This window comes from Candidatus Omnitrophota bacterium, assembly GCA_016929445.1.
In the GTDB taxonomy this organism is placed as follows: domain Bacteria; phylum Omnitrophota; class Gorgyraeia; order JAFGIU01; family JAFGIU01; genus JAFGIU01.
The window spans coordinates 1-17,152 of the sequence record JAFGIU010000007.1; the positions used below are offsets into that span (position 1 = coordinate 1).

At 54.9% G+C, this 17,152-nt stretch carries 17 protein-coding genes; all 17 read right to left on the minus strand.

All coding sequences use genetic code 11. The features are described 5' to 3' along the window. Window positions 1–282: DegT/DnrJ/EryC1/StrS family aminotransferase (locus JW937_00875; protein ID MBN1585965.1), on the minus strand; the 282-nt coding region annotated here is incomplete at its 3' end. Continuing rightward, complete coding sequence (locus JW937_00880; protein MBN1585966.1) at window positions 279–1,583, minus strand: nucleotide sugar dehydrogenase; 1,305 nt, start codon at window positions 1,581–1,583, stop codon at window positions 279–281. The genes JW937_00875 and JW937_00880, both read right to left, overlap by 4 nt. A gap of 16 nt (window positions 1,584–1,599) precedes the next feature. After that, complete coding sequence (locus JW937_00885; GenBank protein MBN1585967.1) at window positions 1,600–2,502, minus strand: NAD(P)-dependent oxidoreductase; 903 nt, start codon at window positions 2,500–2,502, stop codon at window positions 1,600–1,602. Window positions 2,503–2,505: 3 nt separating this feature from the next. Continuing rightward, the gene (locus tag JW937_00890) at window positions 2,506–3,795 is read right to left on the minus strand and encodes a UDP-glucose/GDP-mannose dehydrogenase family protein (GenBank protein ID MBN1585968.1); all 1,290 of its coding nucleotides are present in this window, start codon (window positions 3,793–3,795) and stop codon (window positions 2,506–2,508) included. A 108-nt stretch (window positions 3,796–3,903) separates the two neighbouring features. Then, a complete protein-coding gene (locus JW937_00895) occupies window positions 3,904–4,854 on the minus strand; it encodes a cyclic nucleotide-binding domain-containing protein (GenBank protein MBN1585969.1) in 951 nt (316 codons plus the stop codon). 13 nt (window positions 4,855–4,867) lie between these two features. Beyond that, window positions 4,868–5,896, minus strand: coding sequence for a type IV pilus twitching motility protein PilT (locus tag JW937_00900; GenBank protein MBN1585970.1), 1,029 nt, complete (start codon window positions 5,894–5,896; stop codon window positions 4,868–4,870). 73 nt (window positions 5,897–5,969) lie between these two features. Next, window positions 5,970–8,297 carry an LPS-assembly protein LptD gene (locus JW937_00905; GenBank protein MBN1585971.1) on the minus strand — a complete coding sequence of 776 codons (2,328 nt, stop codon included), beginning with the start codon at window positions 8,295–8,297 and terminating at the stop codon, window positions 5,970–5,972. Next, complete coding sequence (gene fsa, locus JW937_00910; GenBank protein MBN1585972.1) at window positions 8,294–8,965, minus strand: fructose-6-phosphate aldolase; 672 nt, start codon at window positions 8,963–8,965, stop codon at window positions 8,294–8,296. The genes JW937_00905 and fsa overlap by 4 nt, the downstream gene beginning before the upstream one ends. Next, on the minus strand, window positions 8,965–9,969 hold the full coding sequence (locus JW937_00915; protein MBN1585973.1) for an ROK family protein: 1,005 nt from the start codon (window positions 9,967–9,969) through the stop codon (window positions 8,965–8,967). The genes fsa and JW937_00915 overlap by 1 nt, the downstream gene beginning before the upstream one ends. After that, complete coding sequence (locus JW937_00920) at window positions 9,953–11,230, minus strand: diguanylate cyclase (protein MBN1585974.1); 1,278 nt, start codon at window positions 11,228–11,230, stop codon at window positions 9,953–9,955. The genes JW937_00915 and JW937_00920 overlap by 17 nt, the downstream gene beginning before the upstream one ends. Next, entirely contained in the window at window positions 11,218–12,645 is a 1,428-nt protein-coding gene (locus JW937_00925; protein ID MBN1585975.1) for a sensor domain-containing diguanylate cyclase, read from the minus strand. The genes JW937_00920 and JW937_00925 overlap by 13 nt, the downstream gene beginning before the upstream one ends. 3 nt (window positions 12,646–12,648) lie before the next feature. Next, complete coding sequence (gene ugpC, locus JW937_00930) at window positions 12,649–13,752, minus strand: sn-glycerol-3-phosphate ABC transporter ATP-binding protein UgpC (protein MBN1585976.1); 1,104 nt, start codon at window positions 13,750–13,752, stop codon at window positions 12,649–12,651. Between the two features lie 6 nt (window positions 13,753–13,758). Next, window positions 13,759–14,601, minus strand: coding sequence for an acetyl-CoA carboxylase carboxyltransferase subunit beta (locus JW937_00935; GenBank protein ID MBN1585977.1), 843 nt, complete (start codon window positions 14,599–14,601; stop codon window positions 13,759–13,761). A 77-nt stretch (window positions 14,602–14,678) separates the two neighbouring features. Further along, the gene (locus JW937_00940) at window positions 14,679–15,968 is read right to left on the minus strand and encodes a DUF1015 domain-containing protein (GenBank protein MBN1585978.1); all 1,290 of its coding nucleotides are present in this window, start codon (window positions 15,966–15,968) and stop codon (window positions 14,679–14,681) included. Next, complete coding sequence (locus tag JW937_00945) at window positions 15,968–16,348, minus strand: VanZ family protein (GenBank protein MBN1585979.1); 381 nt, start codon at window positions 16,346–16,348, stop codon at window positions 15,968–15,970. The genes JW937_00940 and JW937_00945 overlap by 1 nt, the downstream gene beginning before the upstream one ends. A 15-nt stretch (window positions 16,349–16,363) precedes the next feature. Further along, entirely contained in the window at window positions 16,364–16,633 is a 270-nt protein-coding gene (locus tag JW937_00950) for a zinc ribbon domain-containing protein (GenBank protein ID MBN1585980.1), read from the minus strand. 150 nt (window positions 16,634–16,783) lie between these two features. Beyond that, window positions 16,784–17,152, minus strand: a 369-nt coding sequence (locus JW937_00955) for a molecular chaperone DnaJ (GenBank protein MBN1585981.1), incomplete at its 5' end; no start/stop codon positions are given.

Consider the following 17,152-nt stretch of genomic DNA (forward strand, 5'->3'; position numbering starts at 1 on the left):
CGGCGTGGTGATGACCTCATCCCCCGGCCCCACACCCAGAGCCCGCAGGGCCAGCTCCAGGGCATCCGAGCCCGAGGCAACGCCAATGCCGCAGGTTGTTCCGCAAAGCGCGGCCATCTCGGACTCAAGGGTCCGGACTTCATCCCCCAAAATATAATGCCCGCCCCTCAACACAGACTTGACTGCGTTGAGAATTTCGGGCTCCAAGGCCAGATACTGGGCTTGCAGATCCAGAAGAGGGATCTTGGCCTCCGTAGAAGAACCGGATGATTTAGAGGTCATAGTCTTCGAATCTTCTTTAAGCGGCGCTTGCGGTAAACATTCCGGGTGTCTACCAAAAGCTTGGCATTCGCGCAAACCATATCGTAATCCACATTGTGATGATCCGTCACCACCACAACGCAATCCGTGCTCTTGACCTGGCCCGGAGTCAAAGGCACGGAGCGAAGCTTCTCCCCGGTACTCAGGTCAAAACTGGGGACAAAGGGATCATGGTACTGAATAATTCCGCCCCTCTCCCGCAGATAGACCAGAATTTCATCAGCCGGTGTATCGCGCGTATCGTTCACGTCTGCCTTATACGCCACGCCCAAAACCAAAATTTTAGCACCCTTCAAACTCTTGCCCACACTGTTGAGGTGTTCCACAACCTTGTCCACGACGTGGCGCGGCATAAACGAATTGACCTGGGAGGCCAGCTCAATGAAGCGCGCCTCAAAGCCCAGGGAACGGGCCTTCCACGAAAGATAAATCGGATCGCAGGGAATGCAGTGCCCGCCCAGACCCGGCCCCGGGTAGAAAGGCATGAAACCAAAGGGCTTGGTTTTGGCGCCCTCAATGACCTCCCAGACATCAATACCGAAACGGTCGCACAAAAGAGCCATTTCATTGGCCAGGCCGATATTGACACTGCGGAAAGTGTTCTCCAGGAGCTTGACCATTTCAGCGGTGGCCGGCGAACTGACACTGACCACCTTGCAAATAATTTGGCTGTACAGCAATTGGGCCATCTCGGAGCAGCGCGGCGTTACACCGCCTACCACCTTGGGGATATCCCGGGTTTGGTAGTGCGGGTTGCCCGGATCAATACGCTCCGGCGAAAAGGCTAAGAACACGTCCTTGCCCAATTTGAGGCCCACGTCTTCGAACAAAGGTTTTAGGATCTCTTCGGTCGAGCCCGGATAGGTTGTGCTCTCCAAGACAATCAGCTGCCCTTTGTGAGCGATCTTCTGGATTTCCATGGAAGCGCCCACAATATAGGACACGTCCGGCTCGCGGGTCTTTCGCAGCGGCGTAGGCACGCAAATGATGATGACGTCCGCCTTCTTGAGGTGCTTGTAATCCGTCACACCCGTGAGAAAGCCGTCCTTCACCAAAGGCGACATCACGCTTGTAGACACATCCGGAATATACGACTTACCGCTCAGGAGCTGCTTCACGCGTTTTTCGTTCAAATCCAGACCCGTGACCTTGAAACCCTCGCGGGCAAACTCAACAGCCAAGGGCAAACCCACATAACCCAAACCCACCACCCCGATATGCGCTTTCTTGTCCTCGATCTTCTTTTTGAGTTCCTGATACATTTCCGTTTGCTCCTCTTTATCTCAAGAGTGTTTCCCGCCTCGACCGGATAAAGGCCCCCAAAGCCTCTTCCCAGGGTCGCAGCCGAGGAATAAAACCTGCTTCAAAACGGGAACTCGCCAGGGCAGTGTATCCTGCCCGGACCGCCGGAAGGCTGAGTTCCTTCATGGAACTGCGCTTGACTCGTTCCGGATCCAGGCCCGCCAGCTCCAAAGCCTTGCGGGCGAGATCGTAGCGGCTCACCTCTCCGGGACTGGCCAAATGATACAGGCCCGCCCAGGCCGCTTTCGGCGCTTCTGCCTTATCCACCCTTTCAACCAGGGTCAACAATCCCTCTGCTATATCCATTGTCCACGAGGGAGAACTCACAATGTCTTCAGCAGCCATTGTTGTCCGGCCCTGTTGCGCAGCCTCCAAAGTTTTACTCACAAAAGACTCGCCGCCTTCACCGTATAAAGTGCTCACGCGCGCCACAACCGAGGCCTCGACCAAATACTGCGTATAGACTTCCCCGGCCAACTTCGAAATCCCGTATTCATTCACAGGAGATGGCAAATCCGGTTCGATATAGGGCTTGCTCGACAGACCATCAAAGACATAGTCCGTGCTGATGTAAAGAAGCTTGGCCCCTGTCTCTCTGCAAGCCCATGCAATATTGCGGGAACCCAGGACATTGATCCGAAAACACTCTTCGGGATGCCGCGCGCAATAATCCGGACTCCTCTGGGCTGCTGCATGCAGAACCCAGTCCGGACGGATCCCGGAAATCAAACGTCTTGTATCCTCCTCAGAGGACACATCCAAACGCTGCGCCGCTTGCGGGTGCCGGCGCGAGACTCCCACAACCTCGTGCCCCGCACCGAAGACTCTGACTAAGTCCTGTCCCAGAAGACCTGTGGCCCCGGTAATCAAAACTTTCACGGCCTAGTGCCCGACTCCGAAGTATTGAAAACCCAGGTCTTCCATTTTTTTCCGGGGGTAGATATTGCGGCCATCCACAATGATCGGGTGCCTCATGGAGGCGAGGACCCGGGAAAAATCCAGTTCCTTAAAATCATTCCAGTCGGTCAGGACCACCATACAATCGCTTCCTTCCACGGTCTCGTAGGCGTCCTTGCAATAGGTCACGTCCTTGAGCACTGCCTTGGCCTTCTCCATGGCTTGGGGGTCATAGGCCTTGACCGTTGCCCCCATGGTTTGAAGGCTATTAATGACATCCACGCTCGGGGCTTCGCGCATATCATCGGTGTTGGGTTTGAAAGAAAGTCCCAGGACCGCAATCGTCTTGCCCTTGACGATCCAGAGCGCATCCTCAATTTTACGCACGAAAATGGCCTTTTGTTCCGCATTGATTTGCCGGACGGACTTGAGTAGATGAAAATCATAACCAAGCTTGTCGGCAATCCGGACAAAGGCATCAATGTCCTTGGGGAAACAGGAACCGCCATACCCCACACCCGCATTGAGAAATTCGGATCCTATGCGCTTATCCAACCCGATTCCCCTGGCCACTTGTGTGATATCGGCGCCGGAGGCCTCACAAACATTGGCCACCGCGTTAATAAAGGAAATCTTGGTCGCGAGCAGGGAGTTTGAGGCGTGTTTGATGATCTCGGCGCTTCGAATATCCGTAACCACAATCGGCGCCTTCAACGGCTCATAAAGCTCACTCAAAATATCTTTGGCACGCTTGCTCTCCACTCCGATAACGATCCGGTCAGGATTCATGAAATCCCGGACAGCCGTGCCCTCGGCCAGGAACTCCGGATTGGAGGCCACGTCAAACTTGATTTTTTTGGGATTGTTGAGACGTATGGTGCGCTTGACTTGCTCTCCGGTGTTGACCGGTACTGTGCTCTTCTCAACCACGAGGCGGTAGTCGGGCATGTTCTTGGCAATCGAGCGTGCCACGGCTTCCACATAAGAAAGATCGGCCTCGCCGTATTCCTTGGCCGGTGTGCCGACCGCAATAAAGATCACCTCTCCGTGATGCACGGCAGTGCGAACCTCGGTTCCAAAGACCAAACGGCCCTGCTCCAAGTTCCGGCGCACCATCTCCTCAAGACCGGGCTCATAGATCGGCACATTCCCCTTTTTCAGGTCCTCTATCTTGTCTTTGTCGATGTCCACCACATAGACTTGGTTCCCGAGGTCTGCAAAACAGGCTCCGGTGACCAGGCCCACATAGCCCGCGCCCACCACTGAGATCTTCATAAGTCTTTCTCCTTAAAAAATTAAAACGGAATTATAGCACACAGAGTGGCAGATTCAAGGCAATGCCTGGTTCCAGGGGTTAATAAAAGCCGGGAAGCATTTAACAAGTCAGAAGGAGTATCGTTGGCGTTTGAGGCGCTCCCGGCCCTCCTCATCCTGCTGGAGCCGGATGCTCTGCAAAGCCTGCCCCACCTGATGCGCCACGCAATCCACCAGATTCAAGTCATTGGGCGAAAACGTCCCGCTGGATCGCCCCATTTCGATGACCCCAAGCACTCCCTGGGCACTGGGCAAGGGTACCAGGATCAGACTCCCAGGTTCATAGCGCAGAGTGTTGAGCACCTGGCAACGCTCATCCGTGGAGCTGTCCGCAATAAGCAGCGGCTTACCATGCGCCGACACATGCACCGGGACCCACTTCTCTTCCCGTTGGGAGAGCGACTGAAGCTGATCCCGCGGCACGGAAATTGCCGCTGCAGGGTCCAAGCTCTCGGAGATGGGATTGCTCAGGTAGATCACGCCCAAGTCAGCGTGGGTGGCTTCGGAGAGAATCTCCAACAGACGCTTGAGCAACGCATCCAAATCCTCCTGGCCGCCCAAGGCCCTCCCCGCCTCAAACAAGGCCACAATATGGCGGTTTGTCTGGCGCATTCGCGGCACAATGGCTTGCATCAGGGGCAAGATAAGCTTTCCGGCGGTAGCCGGGTGTTCACTGACCAGGTTCTGAAAAACTCCCCTGTCAATCTTCAGGAGTACAGCCCCTTCCACGGCACGCGCTGTGGCTGAACGCACCCCTGAATCAAAAAGTGCCATCTCTCCGAAAAAGTCCCCGTCGCTCAAGAGGAGTGTGGAAACTCTCTCGGTGGAAAAAAGGCTTTCATGCTCGATTTGGACATTCCCGGAAAGGACCACATAGAGACCATCAGGCGTATCGCCCTGCTGAAAGACCGCTTCACCGGAATTCAAGCTCTGCTCTATTGCAACGGAGGCGAGCAAGGCGAGGTCCTCGTCGGAGAGGTCGCAAAAGAGCGGAATTTTTTTGAGTCGGTCAACTTGCATCTATTCGCTCCTCCTAGTGACTCATCGCGGCCTTGGCCGCCTCAGCCGTAATAGCTCCGGACTCCAAATACTTTTCTACCGCAGCATCCATGGTCACCATGCCCATGGCGCGACCGGTCTGCAGGGCGCTGTAAATCTGGTGCGTCTTGCCCTCACGGATCAAATTGGCCACAGCCGGGGTCACAATCATGATCTCCCGCGCTGCCACGCGCCCTTTTCCGTCGGCTCTGGGGATGAGCTGCTGGCTCACCACACCGCGAAGCGTGCCCCCGAGCATAGCCCGGATCTGCTGCTGTTGGTAGGGAGGAAAAACATCGATCACACGATCCACAGTCTGAGGCGCATCCACGGTGTGCAGAGTGGCAAAAACCAGATGTCCGGTTTCTGCCAGGGTAATGGTCGATGCAATGGTTTCCAAGTCTCTCATCTCACCCACCAGGAGCACGTCCGGATCCTGGCGCAGGAAGTGTTTCAGGGCTTGGCCGAAGTTATTGGTGTGGGACTCGACCTCACGCTGGTTGACCACGGCCATTTTGTGTTCGTAAACAAATTCGATCGGGTCTTCAACAGTCATAATGTGGCAGTCCCGGCTCGAATTAATCGAGTCAATCATCGCAGCCAGAGTCGTGGACTTGCCGCTTCCGGTCGGCCCGGTCACAAGAACCAACCCGTTTCGGTGATGAGTCAGAGCCATCACCGATTCCGGCAGGTCAATATCCTTGGGCGTGGGAATGACAGACGGTATGAGACGCAGTGCCGCACCGATCCCGTTGTTGTCCATATAGATATTGACGCGGAACCGGCTCACACCCGGGACGGTGTAGGAAGAATCCATTTCCAGTTCCCGCTTGAAGGATTCGATTTGCTTTTCGGAAAGGAGGGAAAAAGCGAGCTGTTCACAAACTTCCGGCGTAAGAACCTCATAACCTTCCAGAGATTTCAGACCTCCGGACAATCGAAGAACAGGCGGCCGGCCCACAAACAGGTGCACATCCGATGCTCCCATCTGCGCGGCTTGAGTCAGAATCTTATCAATGTCCATGTCTCTCCCCTACGTAAGAGATTGCACCCCAGTCACATCCTAGATTCAGCCAAGAGCAGAGTCAAGAAAAGGCTTAGGGCGGAGTCTGTGATCCGAACTTCGGTTCGTGGTACGAGGTCTCAAACAAAAGCGGCGCCTCGCTGTAGCCCTTGAGACGGAATACGAACCAAACCGACTCGCCTCGCTCGCGCGTCACATTGTAGTTGACCTCCACAGTCCAGCAGTGCAAATCGCGCATTATACTGTACTCTTGCTCCACCAAATCATTGATTTCCTTTTTCCCGGATTCGATCCTCTTGAAGTCAAATCGCTGGTAGGCCCCGAGCCACCATTTCTCCCCCAAGGGGAAACTAATCTGGCTTGTCAGCTGTGTGTTCTGGTTCTTGACATAGCGGTGTCCTACCCCCAGATTCAATTTCCGGCTCTCGGTGGGCCGTGCCACCACATCCACATTGACCGTGTCCACATCCCGCGTATCCGTGTTATATCTGGCATCCGTTTCGAAGAGCAGCCAAGGATAGGGTTCGATCTCCAGGTCTGCAAAAAGATTCCCGAACTCACTCCCGTCCTCTTTAGCAAAAAAATATGGGATGGAAAGAACGAAACGCACCAAATCCACGTTGGTAAGTTGATCCTCTTCCTCCAAAGTGACCTCGAGCTCATCCTCTTGGGAATCCAGCCCGAAAGTGTTTGTCTCCTCCGACCGGCGCCGGTAAAAAACGGATTCCGGGCCCTCTTGAGGGGCATAGGCCTTACCCATAAACGGATCGAACTTGCGGCGGCGCTTGGTCTGGAGCTTGTTTTCCAATCTAAATGTCATGGTGTTGAGGCGGGCAAGACTGTCCACACCGTCGATCTGCTGGATCTTGCGTGGCAGTATAGTGGGGCTGTGCCTGTAACTGTAATCCACCGAGGGGGCAATCACATGGCGCAAGCGATTGATATCCAAGCCGTATTTATTGGTAGAGACGTCGAAAATCCGGAAGAACCGGGTACTTAAGTCCATGCCCGTGTCAAAGGCGCCCCGGACTTTCGTTTCATCCCCGCTAACATCCTTGCTGTACATAGTCTGCTGCACCCCGGCCCTGGGAGTGACTTGCAGCCAGCCGGCGAGTTTGGAGGAATAGCTAAGCTGCTGATGGGTATCCACACGAGCATGGTCCAAATCCAGATCGCTCGGACTCGCGTATTTGCGCGTCGCGCTGGTCGCACTGCTGTTGCTGGTCCAGTAGAACTGGCCGTGTCCCAGTTTGCCCGGCATCTGCACATTATCTCCGATAGGAAAATTGTTTAACCGGTGAGTGAATTCAGGCAAATATTCCACCTGGCTTTGAAACCGGTTCAAGCGTTTTTGGACCAAAAGACTGGTAGTCTGATTGGGCTTGTTGCTCACCCAAGACACATAAGAAAGCGGATCACTCTCCAACTCATACTCTTCGCGTTCATAATAGTCCCTGAGAAAGAGCGAATCGCTCTGCCTGTGAAACTCCACCGTCACTTCGCTGTCTTCGTCGATGTCCCACTGATGCCTTGCCTGAACGCGCCATCTCTCGTTTTCGGCGGAGTGGCCTTCGGGCCGGTCCGGGCGCCGCTCATAGAGATGATACAAACGGAATTTTCCGTCCCCGTAGTTCCCGGTCTGGTAGTAATGGTCGAAACCCTTACCCCAGCCGCGGTTCTCGAAGTAATCATTATTGATGTAGCCCTTGGATTGCTGGGTGAGTTCATAGCGGGTGGCGGTTTTCACAAAAGCGCCCCATTCCGAATCCTTGCCCGGGGCCACGCTGATTTTGGGCCGGTCATCGCGGAGCGAGTAATTCCACCAGGGCAAATAGACCACGGGGATACTGCCCAAGTACATGACTACGTTGCTCGCCCGCACCTGATCTCCGGAAAGGATCCAGAATTTCTTGGCCGCTATGCGGTAATGAGGCTCTGCCAGGCTGCAGGAGGTCAGATATCCGTTTTCGGCGAAGAGTTCATTGAGTGAGGTCTTGTCAATGGTATCGGCTTTGCCGTACCACCATACGGGGGCGGCCTCGGCTTTAAAACCAGCCTCCAGGAGAGTGCCCTTTTTTGTCCGGAAATTATAGTGGGCCAAGCGTCCTTCCAACACCTGGACATCTTGCCGGATCTTAACGCTGCCCTGGGCCAGGGCATCGCGCGAATCATTAAAAACGATCACACGGTCACAGGTGAGCACCACGTCTTCATAGGTGACACGGATATTGCCTTCCCCGATGACGCGGTTTTCCTGGGCCAGAAACTCAACCTGATCGCCTTCAACCACAACGGCATTCGCGGACTCCTCTTCAGCTTGTGCATCAAAACTGACCGGACAAGCACAGAGGAGAATAAACAGGGCTCTGAATGTTGCTGAAAGCAACCGGGTCCGGATCATCGGCGAGTCGCGGATCCTACCTGTGCCTTTGGGACCTTCTCCCAGTCCTTCAGGAATTTTTCCACACCAATTTCCGTCAAGGGATGTTTCACCAGGGCCTCCAAAACCTTCCAGGGAATGGTAGCCACATCCGCACCGGCTAACGCGCAATCCAGTACGTGCAAGGGATGGCGGATACTCGCAGCCAGAATCTGCGTATCAAAATCATAGTTGTCATAGATAATCCGGATCTGCTCGATGAGTTCCATCCCGTTTTGAGAGATATCATCCAAACGTCCGATAAAAGGACTGATGTATGTCGCCCCTGCCTTCGCAGCCAATAGGGCTTGGGTCGGACTAAAACAAAGCGTTACATTCACCGCAATCCCCTCGCCGGAGAGTTGCTTGGTAGCCTTCAAGCCTTCGGCGATCAAAGGAATCTTAACGACCACGTTTTTGTGAATCTTAGACAATTCCCGGCCTTCCTGAATCATGCCCCCGGCATCCAGACTCACGGCCTCCGCACTAATCGGACCATCGACAATCCCGCATATTTCCCGAAGAACCTCTCCGAAATCGCGGCCCTCCCTCGCCACCAAACTGGGATTGGTGGTCACGCCATCGACAATTCCCCAGTCCGCCCCCTTGCGGATCTCCTCCACATTGGCCGTGTCCAGAAAGATTTTCATTATTCCCCCTTGCTTCCGTCTCCGTGCAAACGCCAAAGGGCGGCCGAGCCCACCACACCGGCCTGCCCCTTAAGCTTGCCCATCACAATTTTGGCACACTCAGCCGCAACCCCCATGGCCCGCTTATCAATCGTGCGCTTCGTTTCCGGTAAAAAGAATTTCGAGGCCCCTGCCACTCCGCCCGCAAGCACAATACAATCCGGGTTGAGCAGATTGATTAAGCCCGCAAGCCCCACACCCAAAAAGAACCCGATTTCGGCCCAGACTTCCAGGGCCAAGGGATCTCCCAAAGCAGCGGCTTCACTCAGATGCTCCGGAGTCAGGTTATCCAGATTTCCCGCAGTCAATCTCTGGAGTGTGACGCTCAGCCCCTTCTTGCGCACTTTATCCTTGGCCCGCGCCACAATACGGCTGTTGCCTATAAAAGCCTCCAGATTTCCCGCCACCCCGCTGGCCGTCTTGGGCCCGGTAAAGGCAATGGGCGTGTGACCGAACTCTCCGGCCGCGCCTGAGGAGCCCCGGTACAAAGTTCCGTTAAGAATAAGTCCTGCACCCACTCCGGTGCCCAAGGTCACACACACCGCGGAATGCGCCCCCTTGGCCGCCCCATAAAGCCATTCGCCGAGCGTAATATTGTTTGCATCATTGTCTACGGCAACGCTCAGGCCCAGGCGGCTCTCCAGGGCAGTCTTGAGCGGAAACCCGTTCCAACCCGGCAAATTCATGCAGCTATCGACGATTCCGCTGTCAAAATCCACGGGTCCCGGAATTCCGATACCAATGCCCTCCAGGGCATCAACCTGTAAACCCAATTTTTCAGTCATCCGCTGGAGCTTATCCACTGCCTTTTGGATAAAGCCCTCGGGACCCGCCTCGCGCGCAGTGTCAAAACGGCCGTTCACAATCACATGGCCTTCTTGATCCACTAGTCCCATCTTGATTTGGGTCCCGCCCAAATCAATTCCGGCGACCAAGGATTGATCGGGTCTATTTTCCGGAGTCATACTGGCATACTCGATTTCTTCCAGCCTGTTTGGCTGCGTAGAGCGCCTTATCCGCGCACTCCAACAGTTCTTCCCGCTGTAAAGCTTGGTCCGGGAAGGTGGCAATCCCCATGCTCACAGTCACGCTCAAAGTTTCATCATAGGCCTGAATGCGCTTCTTCTCAATATCTTCTCTGAGTCGCTCAGCCACGCGCAGCGCCTCTGCGCCGTCTGTTTCAGGCAAAAAGAGCGAAAATTCCTCACCCCCATAGCGGCCCACCATATCGACCTCGCGAATCCCCTTGTTCAGTACCATCCCCACTTGACGCAACACCGCATCCCCCACCAAATGACCATAGCGATCATTGCACTGTTTGAAGTGATCCACATCCAGCATGATCAGGCTAAGCGGCCTCTGTTGGCGGGAGGAGCGCTGCAATTCTTCTTCCAAACGCTCCAGGAAGTGACGACGCGCGGCCACTGCGGTAAGTCCGTCCGTAAGAGCCAAAGTCTGTATTTGATCGTACAACTGAACCCGCTTAAGTGACAAGCCAAACTGGCTGGCCAGGATCAGGAACTTTTCCATATTAACCGCATCCATCCCTTCGATAATAAGGACGGACATGAGGGTCCCGCCGAAGAAATGGGGAACAGCCACTCGTCTCTTTTCCAAACCCCGCTCCTCAACCAGGGCCACGCTCACCGGACCCCCGATACCCATCAGGGATTTGGCTAATTCCGCGCCGGGAGGATTTTCGTCCAGGGGCAATTGGCGAACCTGCGAGCCGGCGAATTCCCAGAAGCGATCCTCCTCCGCAGGGCCCCGGCCCAGGACCAAGAGTAAAAGCCTGTCAAAACCGAACTCCCGCTTCAAACCGTTATTCAGGCTGAGCAACAAATCCTCAAAGGACAGGCACTTGGCCATATGCTTGGTGAGTTCATACACCAGGGCCAGGCCATGGGCCTGGGCTTCCAGGCTCTCCTTGCTCTCCTCGGAGCTGTCTACCCCGCGGCGCAAATCTTGAACGCCTTTTCGCGTTTGTTCGATCTCATCCTCCAAAGAGTTCCGCACATCTTCAACTGAGGAATAGAAAGAGGAAGAGATCAAGGCAGCCAAGGCAAAAACAGCAATCCCGAGCAGGCCCGCTCCCGACCATCCGCCCATTGAGGCCATCAAGAAAACCGAGACGCCCAGGATCGTGCCCACAATAGCCGCGCCAAAGCCGCCAAAGTGCAGACCCGCCCAAACAATGGGAATCACCGCCCAGCCTATTCGCTGCATACTTGATTCCTGCCCGCCGATTTGGCCTTGTAGAGCCTCTTATCCGCCACGCGCAAAAGCTCATCCCGCGAATAAGCCTCTTGAGGAAAGCTGCCCACACCGGCGGAGAGAGTAATCCCGGTCTGCTGTCCGCGAATATCAAGCACAGTCTCCTCCATACGCGCCCGGATCCGTTCCGCCAGCCGGCGGGCCTCTTTAACCTGTCCGCTCAGAACCACCACAAACTCTTCTCCCCCGTAACGCGCCAGCACATCCCCGGGACGCACGCATTCGCGCAGTACCTGCGCCACGCGCTGCAATAAGAGATCCCCCGCAACATGACCGTAACGGTCGTTATAGTTCTTAAAGTGATCCAGATCGCAAAGCACGACCGATACATCTCCCCCGTGTCGTTTGGCGCGCGCCAGCTCTTCCTCCAAACGCTCCATAAGATGCCGGACCACATAGAGTCCGGTCAGGCCGTCCGTAATGGCCAATTCCTCGGTGCGCGCGTAAAGATTCGCATTTTGCACCGCTACCGCAGCCAAGTCCCCCATGATGTCCAAAACGCGTAGATCATCCTGAGTAAAATATTCCTTTTCCGGATGGTTAATCCGCAGAATGCCCAGGAACTGGTCTTCGACCATGAGCGGGGCGGAAACTAAGGAGCGAAAACCCGGACGCCTTCCGAAAAACTTAGCCCCTGTGAAGCGATAGTCCTTGTTCAGGTCGGAAATCATCAAGGCCCGGCGCTCCTTCATGAGCCAAGCATCACAGATATCTCCCCGTTTCTCTTTGATCGTGGGCCCGCCTTCAGGCAAACGCGAAGCATAGAGAGCCAAAGACTCCTTGACCGGGTCCAATAAGTACAGCAGAACCGAACCTTCCTTTCCGAAAATCTTCTGCGTCCACTCCACCACCCCCTGAGAAACACCCCTAAGCTCAAGCTCCGAGGAAAACGCATCCGTAGCCTCCTTAAGCAATGAGTACCGCCGCATTTTGCGCGAAAGCACCTGCCGCTCGGTCACAAAGTTGCTGGAGCGTTTGACCAGTCCCCGTCCTTCCGCCAACAACTCTTCCAAAGCTTCTTGTGCAAAGTGAGCCTGGTTCTCAAAGCGCCTCCAATAAAAATAGCCGAGAACCGCGACGCCCAGAGAACCCCAGAGAGGTGAAAGAGAGATCACCTTCTCCGACGAAACCCAAACAAAAAGGTTCAGGAGTGTGGATAAGAGCAGGAGGGTATTTCCCCAGACCAAATACCCCAAGAGATACAGCGGAAGAACGATGAGTGAGAGAGGAATGAGCGAAACCTCCAGCCAATGGGCCAAAGGTTCTTGAGGAAACGCAGGATTGAAGAGCACGGAAAGGGAAAGTCCTGCGTTGGCGGCAAACCCGAGTGCACAGAAGACCTTGATCTTACCCGGGATCAGGGCCATGGCTTAGACAATCACCTCTCCGGAGTCCGCGCGGAAGAAATGGACCTTGGCCATGTCCAGCACGACCTCCACATCCTGTCCTGCCTCCGGACGCTCCTGACCTAGAGATTTGGACACCATTGTGCCGCCGCGGGTGGTCAAATAAACAAAAGCCTCTGCCCCCATGGGCTCGACCATTTCCACAGCCGCGGGTAAGGTGTTTTCCTGGGAAGCATAACTGACGTAGAGCTTGTCATGCACGTCCTCGGGCCGGACGCCCAGAACCACGGACTGCACACCGCTGCGCTGCAGCGGAACCGCCATCTCATCCACAATCCGAAGCCGGGATTCCCCGTCGCTAAAGTGCAGTTGGTCTCCGGCGGAAACCAGCTCCCCTTTCAAGAAATTCATGGGAGGATTGCCTATGAACCCCCCCACAAAAAAGTTTGAGGGCTGATGGTACAAGGTGTTCGGATCAGCCACCTGCTGCAGCCGGCCCTGATGCATTACGGCAATCCGGTCGCCCATGGTAATGGCCTCTATCTGATCATGAGTGACATAAATCATGGTTGTTTGCAGGCGCTGGTGCAAACGTTTGATCTCCGTGCGCATTTGGACTCGTAACTTGGCATCCAAATTACTGAGCGGCTCATCAAACAGAAAGACCGAGGGCTTGCGCACAATCGCCCGGCCTACGGCAACACGCTGACGCTGGCCGCCCGAGAGTTCGCGCGGCCGGCGCTCCAAAAGACTCTCCAACCCCAGGATCTGTGCGGCTTCTTCCACACGGGCGCGAATTTCCGATCCGGGATACTTACGCAGTTTGAGTCCAAAGGCCATGTTTTCAAACACTGTCATATGGGGATAGAGCGCGTAGTTTTGAAAGACCATCGCAATATTACGATCCCGCGGAGGAACGCGGTCCACCACACGGTCACCGATGGTCACCCGGCCGGAGCTGGGCTGTTCAAGACCGGCAATCATCCGGAGGGTGCTGGATTTTCCGCAACCCGAAGGCCCGACAAGGACCATAAACTCCTTGTCTTTTACCTCCAAACTAAGGCGGTCCACACCAATAATCTGTCCGGGATAGATTTTGCTTACGTCTTCCAGAAGAACACGCGCCATAGAAGTTTATCCGCAGAGCTGTCCAACAACCTGAGAAAGAGTCGGCTTTATTTCTGCGCGAGGAACAATTTTGTCGATCAAGCCATGATCAAGCAAGAACTCGGAACGCTGGAAACCCTCCGGAAGCTTTTGCCGGATGGTCTGTTCGATCACGCGTGGACCCGTGAAACCAATCAACGCACCGGGCTCGGCAATAATGATATCCCCCAAAGAAGCAAAAGAGGCCAGCACACCGGCCATGGTCGGATCTGTCAAAATAGAAATGTAAAGCTGCCCCGCCTTGGCATGCCGCGCAAGGGCCGCAGAAGTCTTGGCCATCTGCATCAAGGAGAGCATTCCCTCTTGCATGCGCGCGCCGCCACCGGATCCGGAAACAAGCAAGACCGGGACAGAGCGTTGTGTCGCTCGTTCAATAGCACGCGTGAGTTTTTCTCCGACCACCGAACCCATGGAACCCATCATGAAACGGGAATCGGTCACGCCCAGGACAATATCCATACCGTCCAATTGGGCTTCGCCTGTAACCACAGCATCCTTAAGCCCTGTGGCCTTTTGATCTTCTTTGAGCTTAGCCTTATAAGTCTTAGGACCTTCGAATTCCAGGGGATCACAGGATTGCAAATCGGCATCAATCTCCCGAAAGCTGCCCGGGTCGGCAATCAGCGCAATGCGGTCGGCTGAAGGCAACGGATAGTGGTATTGACACTTGGTGCAAACGCGAAAACTCTCCTCCCAGCTCTTTTTGTAGAGCACCTCGCCACACTTCTTGCACTTGATCCAAAGGCCGCCCGGAATATCCTTCTTGCGCTGCTGGGGAAAAGATTTGAATGTCTTGGCGAACTTGACCATCCGTCACTCCGTAGGTTTGTGAATGTGCTATTGTCCTATCCGCCCGGGTGGGTGTCAAATGAACCCGCTCACCCATCCTACTCGGTGAGAGGGTTTAAGACCATTCCGGATAAGAGTTTAGGATAGAAGAACGTTGATTTCTGAGGCATGCGGTCCCCGGCCTGGGCTATACGCCGAACGGCATCCACCCCCGTGGGTTGCATTAAAAAGACCGCTCCCTGCCCGCCTTGGTCCACCCAGCTCAACGCAAGGGAACTATCTGCTTTGTAACCCACAGCCTTGGGCTCCACCTGAAGCAGGCGTTCCAGGACAAGCCGGTGCAGCACCGTCACCTCCAACTGATTCCACTCTTCCGAGTGCGAGGTATCCCGGATCTCATCAAGGAGCCCGGACTTGGCCAGACGCAGCCAAAACTGTTGGTTCTTCCCTAAATAGAGGCCGTACTCATGCCTCCGTTTTGGATCTGCGGCCGCATTCTCCAATTCTTGAATCAAGGCCTGCGGTGAATCCAGAGCCGTTACTTCGAAAGCGCCCTTGGCTTGCAAAGCATCCAACCACTTTTCCTGTCCTTGCCCTTTGGCAATCACCCGGTGAATAGGCCGCACCAACAGTCCGGGGTCGTCCAAGGGAGACAGATACATCATCACGTGATTGGCCGGGTGCTCCGGAGTCCAATCAGAGGCATTCCGGCGCGCCCATCGGCGATAACGATTCGCGGCCTCAAAACGATGGTGTCCGTCTGCAATAAAGACCTTAGCCCGGCTCAAGACTTGCGCAATAAGCTCGACGGTTTCGGGCTCCACGATTTTCCACACATGGTGCTGCACCCCTTGGAGGGAAGCGCTCAAATACGGCGGTTTAACCGTAAGCTGAGCCAGGATTCCCTGGAGCAGCCCGGAATCCTTTGCCTCCTGGTGAACAAAAGAAAAAACACAAGACAAATTCAGGCCCACGGATTTCATCAGGGCCAGGCGGTCCTCCATGGGTCCGGAGAAAATGCGTTCATGCGTGTAAGCGGTTTCGGATTCTTCCTCAAATCGCACGCGGCCGATAAGGCCCGTGCGGGCAACGGTCTGCCCCTCCTCCTCAAAAGCGCTCTGGCACACATAGAAAGCAGGCTCCGAGTCCCGAAGCAAAATTTCTTTTTCACACCAGGTTTTAAAGATTTGGGCCGCATTTTGGTATTTATCGCCCGGGCCCGTATCCTCTTGAGGCAGGTCCAGGTGCACAATATTATATTCTTCGCGGGCGAAAACCGCGCGCTCCGGCTCCGAAATAACGTCATAGGGAGGGGCCATCACATCCGAAGGATCGCCGATCCGCTGGGGATTATAGAGAACTCCCCGGAAAGGACACACAACAGCCATTAAGATTTCCTCAATCGCGCAAGCACGCTCACATACATCACCATCGCACCCAAAAATGCCCCGATAACGTCGAAACCCACATCAACGGGGTCTGCCTCCCGCCCCAGCACACCCAACTGCCGGAATTCATCAATAATTCCAAAGGCCAAACAACCTGCCACAGCCACCGCGATTATGATCGACCACGGAGTTTTGGGACGGCTGCGAAAACAGGCCCAGGATGCAGCCATTCCCAAGGGAATGTACTCCAGAATATGGATCAATTTGTCGGATTGCGGGAATGCGGAGAGGTCTGCGCTGCCGGGGATACTCGAAAGCGCCGTAATGGCACCGGCAAAGCAGTAGACCGGAATCCAATAGTTCAAAGACCGCGATTTCATAGGGCAATTATACCGCTATGCGGATTCTTTGCAGAAATTTTCTCCGGCCGGACAAGAGCCGCCGCCGCAGGGCGTCTCTTTTGGCTCCTTCGGAGCCTTGGAAGGCGGCGTCTTGTAGTCGGTCTGATAAAATCCGGATCCTTTAAAAATGAAGCCGGCGCCGGCGCCGATCAAACGCACGGCCGCGCCGTTGCACTCCGGGCAAGTTCGAAGCGGTTCTTCCGTCATACTCTGAAAACGCTCAAAACGGTGTCCGTTGACACACTCATAGTCGTAAGTAGGCATTGAATACTCCTTTGTTCGCAATAACGGCTGCTTCTTCGTCATTGCGAGAAAGCAACGCGACCAAAGCAATCTGTGCTCCACAAAGACGGCTTCTCCGCCATAAGCCGTAACGTATCGCCATGACGGAAACCTTCGCTCGCCATGACAGTACTAAGTAAACACACTCTTGATTTTGTCTTTGATCGATTTGCCCAGGGATTCCACATCCTCCCCGCTTAAGCGGGCAAATTCCTGAAGAGCCTCGCGCTGCTCGGAGTTCAGGCGCGTGGGCACATCAATCTCTACCTTCACCAACTGATCCCCGGCCCCGTGACGATTCAGCGAAGGCATGCCTTTGCCCTGCAGCCTGAAGACACGCCCGCCGCGCGTTCCCGCGGGAATTTTCATGGTGGCTTTGCCGTTTTGCAGAGTAGGGACCTGAACCTCTCCTCCCAAGACCGCCACAGCAAAACTGACCGAGCTCTCGCAAAGAAGGTGATCTCCATGCCGCTCAAAGACCGGATGCTTGCGCAAGTGCAC

Excerpts from the sequence above, each read along its gene's own strand:
- JW937_00880 (MBN1585966.1), bottom strand. The coding sequence starts at position 1,583 with ATGTATCAGGAACTCAAAAAGAAGATCGAGGACAAGAAAGCGCATATC.
- JW937_00890 (MBN1585968.1), bottom strand. The coding sequence starts at position 3,795 with ATGAAGATCTCAGTGGTGGGCGCGGGCTATGTGGGCCTGGTCACCGGA.
- JW937_00895 (MBN1585969.1), bottom strand. The coding sequence starts at position 4,854 with ATGCAAGTTGACCGACTCAAAAAAATTCCGCTCTTTTGCGACCTCTCC.
- JW937_00900 (MBN1585970.1), bottom strand. The coding sequence starts at position 5,896 with ATGGACATTGATAAGATTCTGACTCAAGCCGCGCAGATGGGAGCATCG.
- JW937_00905 (MBN1585971.1), bottom strand. The coding sequence starts at position 8,297 with ATGATCCGGACCCGGTTGCTTTCAGCAACATTCAGAGCCCTGTTTATT.
- fsa (MBN1585972.1), bottom strand. The coding sequence starts at position 8,965 with ATGAAAATCTTTCTGGACACGGCCAATGTGGAGGAGATCCGCAAGGGG.
- JW937_00915 (MBN1585973.1), bottom strand. The coding sequence starts at position 9,969 with ATGACTCCGGAAAATAGACCCGATCAATCCTTGGTCGCCGGAATTGAT.
- JW937_00920 (MBN1585974.1), bottom strand. The coding sequence starts at position 11,230 with ATGCAGCGAATAGGCTGGGCGGTGATTCCCATTGTTTGGGCGGGTCTG.
- JW937_00925 (MBN1585975.1), bottom strand. The coding sequence starts at position 12,645 with ATGGCCCTGATCCCGGGTAAGATCAAGGTCTTCTGTGCACTCGGGTTT.
- ugpC (MBN1585976.1), bottom strand. The coding sequence starts at position 13,752 with ATGGCGCGTGTTCTTCTGGAAGACGTAAGCAAAATCTATCCCGGACAG.
- JW937_00935 (MBN1585977.1), bottom strand. The coding sequence starts at position 14,601 with ATGGTCAAGTTCGCCAAGACATTCAAATCTTTTCCCCAGCAGCGCAAG.
- JW937_00940 (MBN1585978.1), bottom strand. The coding sequence starts at position 15,968 with ATGGCTGTTGTGTGTCCTTTCCGGGGAGTTCTCTATAATCCCCAGCGG.
- JW937_00945 (MBN1585979.1), bottom strand. The coding sequence starts at position 16,348 with ATGAAATCGCGGTCTTTGAACTATTGGATTCCGGTCTACTGCTTTGCC.
- JW937_00950 (MBN1585980.1), bottom strand. The coding sequence starts at position 16,633 with ATGCCTACTTACGACTATGAGTGTGTCAACGGACACCGTTTTGAGCGT.